This is a genomic window from Microbacterium sp. UBA3394 (genome assembly GCF_002358725.1).
Lineage (GTDB): Bacteria > Actinomycetota > Actinomycetes > Actinomycetales > Microbacteriaceae > Microbacterium > Microbacterium luteum.
This window is the reverse complement of record NZ_DEPK01000018.1, coordinates 1-9,171: the sequence shown is the minus strand read 5'-3', so window position 1 is coordinate 9,171 and position 9,171 is coordinate 1. Positions and strand designations below refer to the sequence as shown.

At 67.4% G+C, this 9,171-nt stretch carries 8 protein-coding genes; 1 reads left to right on the top strand and 7 read right to left on the bottom strand.

What is annotated here, in order from left to right:
- Positions 1-100 precede the first annotated feature (100 nt).
- The 6 genes from B4E30_RS00745 to B4E30_RS00720 all read right to left on the bottom strand — a co-directional run bounded on the left by B4E30_RS00745 (position 101) and on the right by B4E30_RS00720 (position 6,774).
- Positions 101-727 (bottom strand): DUF5134 domain-containing protein, encoded by a 627-nt coding sequence (locus B4E30_RS00745; protein WP_194384865.1) that lies wholly within the window; start codon positions 725-727, stop codon positions 101-103.
- A 51-nt stretch (positions 728-778) separates the two neighbouring features.
- Positions 779-3,046, bottom strand: a complete 2,268-nt coding sequence (locus B4E30_RS00740) for a heavy metal translocating P-type ATPase (RefSeq protein WP_194384864.1) — start codon at positions 3,044-3,046, stop codon at positions 779-781.
- Positions 3,043-5,061: a cytochrome c oxidase assembly protein gene (locus tag B4E30_RS00735; protein ID WP_286793079.1), complete on the bottom strand. Its 2,019-nt coding sequence runs from the start codon at positions 5,059-5,061 to the stop codon at positions 3,043-3,045. The genes B4E30_RS00740 and B4E30_RS00735 overlap by 4 nt, the downstream gene beginning before the upstream one ends.
- Before the next feature lie 35 nt (positions 5,062-5,096).
- Entirely contained in the window at positions 5,097-5,327 is a 231-nt protein-coding gene (locus B4E30_RS00730) for a heavy-metal-associated domain-containing protein (RefSeq protein WP_228480958.1), read from the bottom strand.
- 245 nt (positions 5,328-5,572) lie between these two features.
- Positions 5,573-6,373, bottom strand: a complete 801-nt coding sequence (locus B4E30_RS00725; protein ID WP_228481048.1) for a M48 family metalloprotease — start codon at positions 6,371-6,373, stop codon at positions 5,573-5,575.
- Positions 6,374-6,396: 23 nt separating this feature from the next.
- Positions 6,397-6,774, bottom strand: a complete 378-nt coding sequence (locus B4E30_RS00720; RefSeq protein ID WP_194384863.1) for a BlaI/MecI/CopY family transcriptional regulator — start codon at positions 6,772-6,774, stop codon at positions 6,397-6,399.
- Positions 6,775-6,940: 166 nt separating this feature from the next.
- On the opposite strand from B4E30_RS00720, the gene B4E30_RS00715 reads away from it, so the two are divergent.
- Positions 6,941-8,179: an IS256 family transposase gene (locus B4E30_RS00715; RefSeq protein ID WP_194385447.1), complete on the top strand. Its 1,239-nt coding sequence runs from the start codon at positions 6,941-6,943 to the stop codon at positions 8,177-8,179.
- On the opposite strand, the gene B4E30_RS00710 is transcribed toward B4E30_RS00715, so the two are convergent.
- Positions 8,176-8,886, bottom strand: coding sequence for a hypothetical protein (locus tag B4E30_RS00710; RefSeq protein WP_228480957.1), 711 nt, complete (start codon positions 8,884-8,886; stop codon positions 8,176-8,178). The genes B4E30_RS00715 and B4E30_RS00710 overlap by 4 nt on opposite strands.
- Positions 8,887-9,171 lie beyond the last annotated feature (285 nt).

The following is a 9,171-nucleotide window of genomic DNA, read 5'->3' as shown; positions in this document are numbered from 1 at the left end:
CTCCACGAAACCCGGGGCGCTTCAGGGCTGGCCGGACGCAACAGACTCCGTGAGATGAAGCCTGCGCCGTCGGGGGATTCGAGCGACGTGACCGGCGGGGTCAGCCGTTCATCAGCACGAGCATGACGCCCATGCCGGCAGCCATCACGGCATGGCAGGTGGCGTGCAGGCGGTGGTGGCCACTACGGATCAGCCGGAAGAGCCACCACAGCATGGTCGCGGCGCTGAGCGCGACGAAGACAACGTTGACGACGTCGACCCACATCGGGGTGCCCATCATCATCGGGGCGGCGTCACCCATCGGCATCTGACCGTCCATGCCCATCGCGTCGCCGTCACCCACATCCATGGGCATGTGCATGTCGGCCATGAGCAGCGGCATTGCGGCGAGCATCCAGATCATCGCGGCGTTCAGGGTGAGGTGCCCCACCAGGTCGACGCGCCCTGTGGCGGTACGGGCGCGGACCGGAAAAGGCACGAGGGCGAGGGTGAGCACCGCGAAAACCCCGACCTGCACCCAGAGTGCGAGCTCGGACTCCATCGACCAGGACATCCAGATCATCGCGGCCGACATCAGGATGTGGTTGATGTCGACCAGGATCTCCCCGTCGAACGGCTTTCCCTTCCGACGCGTCCTCGTCAGCCGGGGTGCGAGGTCGATCAGGCAGACCAGGCCGGTGAACACGAAAGCGATGGTCAGGATGATGTTCCACGGAGCAGCGATCACACCCAAAGACTACTACAAGTTGTAGTAGTTCTCGAACGTCGAGGGGGTCGCTCAGCGGCGAGGGGTGCGGCGGAAGTTCTGCAGCCGGAGACTGTTGTAGACCACCAGGACGGAGGAGAGCGCCATCGCGCCGGCGGCGATGAGCGGGTTGAGCAGTCCGGCGGCGGCGATCGGGATCGCGGCGATGTTGTATCCGAATGCCCAGCCGAGGTTGGTCTTGATGGTGCGTAGGGTGCGACGGGACAGGCCGATGGCGTCGGGGATGACGGCGAGGTCGTCGCGGACGAGGATGATGTCGGCGGATTTCAGGGCGATGTCGGAGCCGGAGACCATGGCGAGTCCGAGGTCGGCGGCGGCGAGGGCGACGGCGTCGTTGATGCCATCGCCGACCATTGCGACCCGGGCGCCGTTCTCCTGCAGGCTGCGGATCGCGTCGGCCTTCTCGGCGGGCAGCACCCCGGCGAGCACTGTGTCGATGCCGAGGCGGGCGGCGACGCTCGCGGCCGCGGCGGGGGTGTCTCCGGTGAGCAGGACGGTCTTCAAACCTTGGGCGTGCAGCGCGGCGACCGCGGTGCGGGCGTCGCGTTTGATCGTGTCCCGCAGCCCGATCCGCCCCAGGAGCACGCCGCCGCGTGCCACGAGCACGGATGTCTCCGCGGCTTGACCCGCACCGTCGTCGGTGTTCTCGGCGGTGTCTGGCTCGGCGGGCACGTCGATGGCGTGGTCGAGGAGGAACGTCCGGCTGCCGACGAGGATCTGCTCGCCGTGGAGCTGTCCGGAGGCGCCGCGCCCGGGGTGGGTGGTGAATCCGGTCACGGGGGCGATCTCGATGCCCTGGTTCTCCGCAGCGGTGAGGATGGCGCGGGCGATGATGTGCTCGGAGCCGCGTTCGATGGCTGCGGCGACGCCGAGGAGTTCCTGTTCGGTGACGCCGTCCACGGGGGCGAGGTGGTGGGCGGTCATCGCCCCGGTGGTGAGGGTCCCTGTCTTGTCTAGGACGACGGTGGTGATGGTGCCGCTGGCTTCAAGCGCGTCCTGGCCTTTGACGAGGATGCCCAGTGTCGCGCCCCGGCCGATGCCGACCATCAGCGCGGTCGGTGTCGCGAGCCCGAGGGCACAGGGGCAGGCGATGATGAGCACCGAGATCCCGATCCCGAAGGCCTGCTCGAACGACGTCCCGGCGATCATCCACCCGGCGGCGACGAGGACGGCCAGGACGATCACGGCGGGCACGAAGTAGCTGGTGACCTTGTCGACGAGGGTCTGCACCCGGGCTTTGCGGGCCTGAGCCTGCTCCGCGAGTGCCGCCATCTGCGCGAGTTGAGTGTGCGCGCCCACGGAGGTCGCCCGCACCTCCAGCCGTCCGTCCGTGCTGATCGTGCCGCCGACCACCGCATCTCCCGGTGTCAGGTCGGCGGGGACGGGTTCGCCGGTGAGCATGCTGGTGTCCACGGCCGCCGCCCCTGCGATGATCAGGCCGTCCGCGGGGATGGTCTCTCCCGGGAGCACCACGAACACGTCCCCGGCGCGCAGCGCGGTCGCCGGCTGGATCTCCTCGGTGTTGTCGGTGCGGATGCGGACGTGGGTGGCGGCGAGCTGGTTCAGCGCGCCGAGCACGTCGCCGGCTTTGCGTCGGGAGCGGGTCTCGAAGTAGCGGCCGGCGAGCTGGAAGGTGGTCATCCCGGCGGCGACATCGAGATAGATGGAGTTGGCGCCCTCCGGGGTCACCCCGAACCCGAGCCAGTACCCGGCGCCCCCTTGACCGAGGCCGAACAGCAGGGTGGCGACCGCCCACCCGAAAGATGCGGCGATGCCGAGTGAGACGAGGGTGTCCATGCTGACCGTGCCGTGGCGCAGGTTGCGCAGGGTCGCCTTGTGGAAGGGCCAGGCCGCCCAGCCCACGATCGGCAGCGCCAACAGCACGCACACCCATTCCCATCCTGGGAACCGCCACCCCGGCACCAGGGCCAGGACGATGGTGATGTCCATCAGGGGGACGGTGAGGATCGCCGAGACGAGCAGACGACGTCGCAGTGAGCTGATCCGCACCTCGGTGGCGCGCCGCGACCAGGCGTCGTCCGCGTCATCGTGCGGGTGCGCCCCGTACCCGGCCTTTTCTACCCGCCGGACCGCCTCGTCGACCCGGTCCGGGGAGAGTCCTGTGACGAGGGCGCGTTCGGTGGCGTAGTTCACGCTTGCGCTCACCCCGTCCAGGCCGTTCAGTGCACGCTCGACCCGGCCCGCGCAGGCCGCGCAGGTCATCCCGGACACATCTAGCTGCACCGCCTCCAGCACCGGCGTGGTGGTCGTGGTGGTCATGTGTCGTTCTCCTCCACGGTTCGGGGCGCTGGCCGCGCGACACCGCGCGCGGCCAGCTGCTCGAGCATCCGGTTGTACTGGTCGAACTCGTCGTCGCGGCCGGTGTCCAGATGCCGATCCTTCCGGCGGGCGTCCTTCGCATCCTGCCTGGACCATTGGATGCCCAGGGCGATGATGACCAGCAGCAGCGGGATCTCACCCCCCGCCCACGCGACCCCGCCTGCGAAGTACTGCGCGGCGGGCAGGTCCGACCAGGGCAACCCGAAATAGCGGTAGAAGTCCTCGGCGATCAGCATGTTCCCGGTCATCAGGATCACCCCGAAGAACGCGTGGAACGGCATCGCGGCGAGCACGAACCCGAGCTTGCCGATGTGGGGCAGTGGCCGCGGTGGCCGGTCGACGCCGATCACGAGCGCGTAGAACAGGTACCCGGCGATCAGGAAGTGCACGTTCATCAGCTGATGCGCCCAATGGAAACGCATGAACTCCCCGAAGATGCCGGTGAAGTACAGGCCGTAGTAGGAGCCGACGAACAGAATGAACACGATCAGCGGGTTGAACACGAACCGCAGCACCGGCCAGTGCAGCACCCACGTGATCCAATCGTGCATTCCCACCGGCCGGGCGGGGTCGGAGCGGGTCGCGCGCAGCAGCAGCGTGATCACCCCGCCGAGGACCAACAGGATCGGGGCGGCCATGTTCAGGCTCATGTGCACGATCATGTGCACCCCGAAGTCCGGGGCGGAGTACTTCCCGAACCCCGAGCTGGTAACGAAGACCACCACCGCCCACCCGGCGACCCAGGCGGCCGTCCGCCCCGCCGGCCATGCGTCGCCACGTAGCCGCACACGCCGCACCGCCCACAGGTACACCGTCACCGCGGCGATCGCGGCGACGAGGAACAGGATGTTCGGCCGCCACTGCGTGAACAGCACCAGCGCTGTCGGCGGGTCGAGGACCTCGAACCCGAGGAACACCTGCGAGATGCTCGTCGGCGCGAAATACTGCGGCGGCGGGATCCGGGTCATCGCAGTGGTCACACCGAGCCATCCGCCGATCATGACCGTCGTTACCACTAGCAGCCCGGTGATCCGGTGCGCGGTCAACCGTCCGCGCCGCCCCCACACCCATCCGGTCGCGGTGATGGACACCACGCCCAGCAGGAAGAGACCCCGAATAAGGATCTGCCAGCCGGTGACCGACTCTAGCAGCCCGGTTCCGGCGAGCTTGAACCACGCCAGCAGCAGGTCGCTGGCCACGATGACCGGCAGCAGCACCGCCAGTGTCTTTCCTAGCCGCCACAGAATCAACGGGTCGATGAGCCGACCGGTCAGGACCCGGGCCGCGCCGACCAGCAGCAGCCCGAACGCCGCACTGGTCAGCAGCGTCTGGTAGATGCCCGCGTCGCTGCCGAAGTCGTGGTTCGGGCCGACCAGGATCTGTCCGACCGCCACCGGTGCGAGCACCCCGAACACGGACGCCCACAACGGGATCAGTAGCCCCGTCCACCGTTCGGTGAACATGCTCGCCCCGAACGTCACCATCGCCGCGACGAACGCGACCGTCCACGCTCGCGGGAACGCGCTCGCGTCATACAGGAACGACATCGCCCCCGGCTCGCCGAGTCGGGAGAACGGGATGCCGCTGCTGTCCAGCATCTCCAAGACGATCATCGCGCCGGCCGATGTTGCCCACGCCGCCGACGCGACCTGCAGCACCGTCAGCTCGACCGACCCGGCCATCCGGGACGCATCCCGCCCGCGCACGTTGCGGAAGAACAGAATCCACAACACCGCACCGACCGTGACGGTCGAGGACAGGTCCGCGACCCCCTGCCCGGCCGCGGTGGAGATCGCCACATCCAGACCCGGGAAGCTGACGAAGATCCGGTCGTACGGAGCCTCACCGGCGAGGATCGTGGTCACCACCGCCGGCGCCACCGACAACATCACCACGAAGACGGTGAGCAGGACCAGCGGCCACCGGCCGAGGCGTCTGACCGGGGGGTCGGACACCGGTGCGACGCCGGGTACGGGCGGAGGTGCGACGGTCACAACCGGTCGGTCGCCCATGAGAGCACCGAGTAGCCGGCCTCCGTGACCGCCGATTCGACGGCGGCGTGTGCCACCGGGCCCGTCTGCTGCAGCCGGACCCGGCCGGACGTGGCATCCGCTTCCACCCGGACGACCCCCGGCACCTCGCTCAGTGCCGTCCGCAGCGCCTGCTCGCAGTGCGCGCAGGTCATCCCGTTCACCACGAACTCGGACTCATCTATACCCATTACATCCTCCCGTCACACGCCCCCCTAACTCTACAAGATGTCCAAGATCGCTTGGTCAGGACGACCCGTGGAGCCAGGGGGATTTGACGGGCGTTCTCACTGGAACCGGCGACGCGAGGGTGAGTTACGGGCAGTCGCGCCCGCCTCAGTGCTTGTCTGGACGTCTGCGCGACGACGTCACCGATGGGGAGTCCCGAGCCCTGCCACTGTCCGGAGCTGTTCGATGCGATCTGCGGTGCCCTCCGTCACGTGGGGAGGATCCGAATCGCCTGCGGCAACCGCCGACGCGCCGCGGACGGCCAGCGGCGAGCAGTGAGGCGGACGGCACGCAGGTGCATACTCTCATCACCGGCCGCGTTCGCGAGGACGGTCAGCGCGTTGGCAAGATGAGCAGCGCCGGCCTGCCGGGCGGCCGCGTCATCCGCGGCCAACTCGATCAGCAGCACGGTCGCTCGCTGCAGTGCGCGCCCCGGCCGGACGCGGGACAGGCACAACGCATTGATCTGCGCGATCCGGACCGCCCACCCGTGCCGTTGCCGCAGATGCGCGTACTCATGCGCGAGGACCGCCTGCAGCTGCGATACCGTGAGCGTCTCCTCCATCGCCGTGGAGAGGAGAATCTCCGGGTGCTTCCCGGGGACAGCGCACGCGATGAGCTGGTCGCCGCGGAACCGTACCAGGGTGAACCCGTCCCGCTCCTCCCGCGATCGGGCCACCGCCGCCGCCACCTGACTTGACTGTCCGACGCCGGTCGATGCCGCAGCCGACGTGGCCACGAACGCGATCACCGCCCCGAAAGCCCCCAGGCCCAGCCACCCGCTCGCCGTCACCAGCACAGCCTGACCGTGCGAGGCCACCTCCGAGACGGTCACGGCCGCCACGACACTGCCCATCACTGCGGCGGCGGCCAGACTCAGCCCGAGGAAGAATGCTACGAACCACGCGGTCAGCGCCGCCCGCGGGTGCAGCAACTGCCACCGTCCCACCGTCAGCACCAGCGGGCTCAACACCGCCGTCAGCACCGCGGCGCCCGCGCACGCTGCCACGAAAAGCAACAGGCCTTCGCCTGTCACCGCGGACGGCCCGTGTCAGGGAACACCGACCGCAACAGCGCGATGTCCTGCGCGTCCAGGTTGCCCGCGAATGCCAGCAACGCTGCCTTCCGATCCTCCGCCTGGTCGAGGGTGGAGATCATCGACGCGCACGCGTCCTTGCCATCCGGTCGCGGTACCGAAAAACGCACCTTCCTAGGCGACTGCTCGATGCGCAGCACTTGACCCTTGCGCTCCAGCCGGGTCAGTGCGGTCATCAACGTCGTGTACGCAGGCACAGGCCCCGAGAACAACTCCTGCAACTGGCGAGCACTAAGAGGTTCCTCCTGCCCCCGCAGCAGCCGCAGCAGCTCACGCTCGAGCTCGCCCCACTCCCTGGTCCGTGCACCCGTCATCGCTCACCTCGGCACCCACGCTAGTACAACCGCTGGATCAATGATGCTTTACGGGAGCGGGGTCCTTACGCTGCCGGAGTGGTTGACTGAAAACCGGGAGTGTCTGATTAACGGTGGATCTGGTCGGGCCTGACCGAAAGGAAGGGCGATGACCGATGTCATCGAGATGATCGATCCTGTGACGGGAGCGATCATCGACGAGCAGCAGCTCGCGGAGCAGCTGTTGAAGCAGGCGAAGGAACAGGGAGTCGACCTCGTCGGCCCCGACGGGTTGTTGAACGGGCTGACCAAACGGGTGCTGGAGACCGCGCTCGAGGCGGAGATGACCGAGCACCTCGGATACGAGAAGCACGGCAACGGCGTCACCGACAATGCCCGCAACGGCACGAGATCGAAGACGGTGCTCACCGAAGTCGGCGCGGTGCAGATCGACGTGCCCAGGGATCGGGACGGGTCATTCGAACCGAAGATCGTGAAGAAGCGACAGCGGCGGCTGACCGGGGTCGACGAGATCGTGTTGTCGTTGACCGCGCGCGGGCTGACGACCGGGGAGGTCGCCGCGCACTTCACCGACGTCTACGGCGCCTCCGTGTCGAAGGACACGATCTCGAGGATCACGGACAAGGTGATCGACGAGATGACCGAGTGGGCGAACCGGCCGCTGGATCGCGTCTACCCGGTGGTGTTCATCGACGCGCTGGTCGTGAAGGTCCGAGACGGGCAGGTGCGCAACAAACCGTTCTATCTCGCCGTGGGCGTCACCGTGAACGGCGAGAGGGACATCCTCGGGATCTGGGCCGGCGACGGCGGCGAGGGCGCGAAGTTCTGGCTCGGCGTACTCACCGAGATCAAGAACCGCGGCGCCGAGGACGTGTGCATCGTCGTCTGCGACGGGCTCAAGGGGTTGCCGGAATCGATCAACACGGCCTGGCCGCTCGCGACGGTGCAGACCTGCATCATCCACCTGATCCGGAACACGTTCCGGTTCGCGTCCCGGCACTACTGGGAAGAGATGGGCAAAGACCTCCGCCCCGTGTACACCGCCCCGACCGAGGCCGCCGCGGCGGAACGGTTCCGCGAGTTCGACACGAAGTGGGGGCAGCAGTACCCGGCGATCAGCAAACTGTGGCAGAACGCGTGGGCCGAGTTCGTGCCGTTCCTGGACTGGGTCGTCGAGATCCGCCGCATCATCTGCTCGACGAACGCGATCGAGTCGCTCAACGCGAGATACCGGCGCGCGGTGCGCGCCCGCGGGCACTTCCCGAACGATGCCGCCGCACTGAAGTGTCTCTACCTCGTGACCCGCTCACTTGACCCCACAGGTCGAGGCAGGGCACGCTGGGCGACGAGGTGGAAGCCCGCGCTGAACGCGTTCGCTATCGCCTTCGAAGGCCGAATCAACTAATGACCGCCCGACCAGATCCACCGTTTATCGGACAGACCCGCCACGTCCTCATCGGGGTCATGGTCTGCATCGTGTCGCACCGAGGTCTGTTTCGGAATCGAGATGTTTGGCGCGGCCGAGATGATGCTGTCTCGCGCGGCCTGGCGCAGGATCATCATCAAGACGATCAGCACCGGCTGCGTAATGCAGTTGAACTTCGACTTGGGATTGAGCGGCGATGGGATCTTGTCCAAGCGGTCGGTCATCTCGTTGATTCGAGTCACATCGATATCACGGATAGGCGTGTCTCCGAACTCAGGAACAAGGTATCCGGTGACCTTGCTCTGGTAGGAACGAACGGTTCCTGCCGCGCGCCTCTTACCGCTGCGCCCCGGTCGCGTGCGGATCATCTCGATCCAGCGCTCGGAATATTCTGCGAAGCCGATCGACCGGGCTTCGTCTGCTTCGGCCTCCGCCCGCAGCCGCGCGGCGAGTACCGCCGGGGGCTCCCACAGCTCGCGCGCGATCTTCGTGTGCACTCCGGCGAGCCACGTCCGCGCATCGGTCTTCGTCATAAACGTCAACGGTTTGTCGTCGTCCGTGCGGGCCGTGTGCATCTCGCCGTCCGGTCCTGGATAGCGGGCTTGCCAGCGCCCCGACGGAAGCTTCCGCAGCCGCCCCCATGCCTCGCGCTTCTTGGCGGATTTCTCTCTTTCCTGAGTGCTCATGATGCTCTCCCGTGGACTCTATTGGACTCTCGCGGGCGGTTGTGCCCCCTCGTGCCCCCTGCGGAGCAAAGGCGGCAAAACCCGCAGAATCTCGCGGATCTCGGGCCGTTCAGAGCATCTTGTGGGGCACGCTGGGGCACGACATCAGGGGCATGCCGAACCTGTTTTCCGCTCGGCAGGCACCCCCTCACCCATGTCTCAGGTGCGTTCGTGCCCCCGTCATGCCCCACGGAACGGGTACTGGTGTTCATCTGTGTCCTCCTGAGGCTGTCGCATGAATCTGCA

Coding starts and splice junctions, on each gene's coding strand:
- B4E30_RS00740 (WP_194384864.1), bottom strand. CDS start 3,046: ATGACCACCACGACCACCACGCCGGTGCTGGAGGCGGTGCAGCTAGAT.
- B4E30_RS00730 (WP_228480958.1), bottom strand. CDS start 5,327: ATGGGTATAGATGAGTCCGAGTTCGTGGTGAACGGGATGACCTGCGCG.
- B4E30_RS00720 (WP_194384863.1), bottom strand. CDS start 6,774: ATGACGGGTGCACGGACCAGGGAGTGGGGCGAGCTCGAGCGTGAGCTG.
- B4E30_RS00715 (WP_194385447.1), top strand. CDS start 6,941: ATGATCGATCCTGTGACGGGAGCGATCATCGACGAGCAGCAGCTCGCG.
- B4E30_RS00710 (WP_228480957.1), bottom strand. CDS start 8,886: ATGAGCACTCAGGAAAGAGAGAAATCCGCCAAGAAGCGCGAGGCATGG.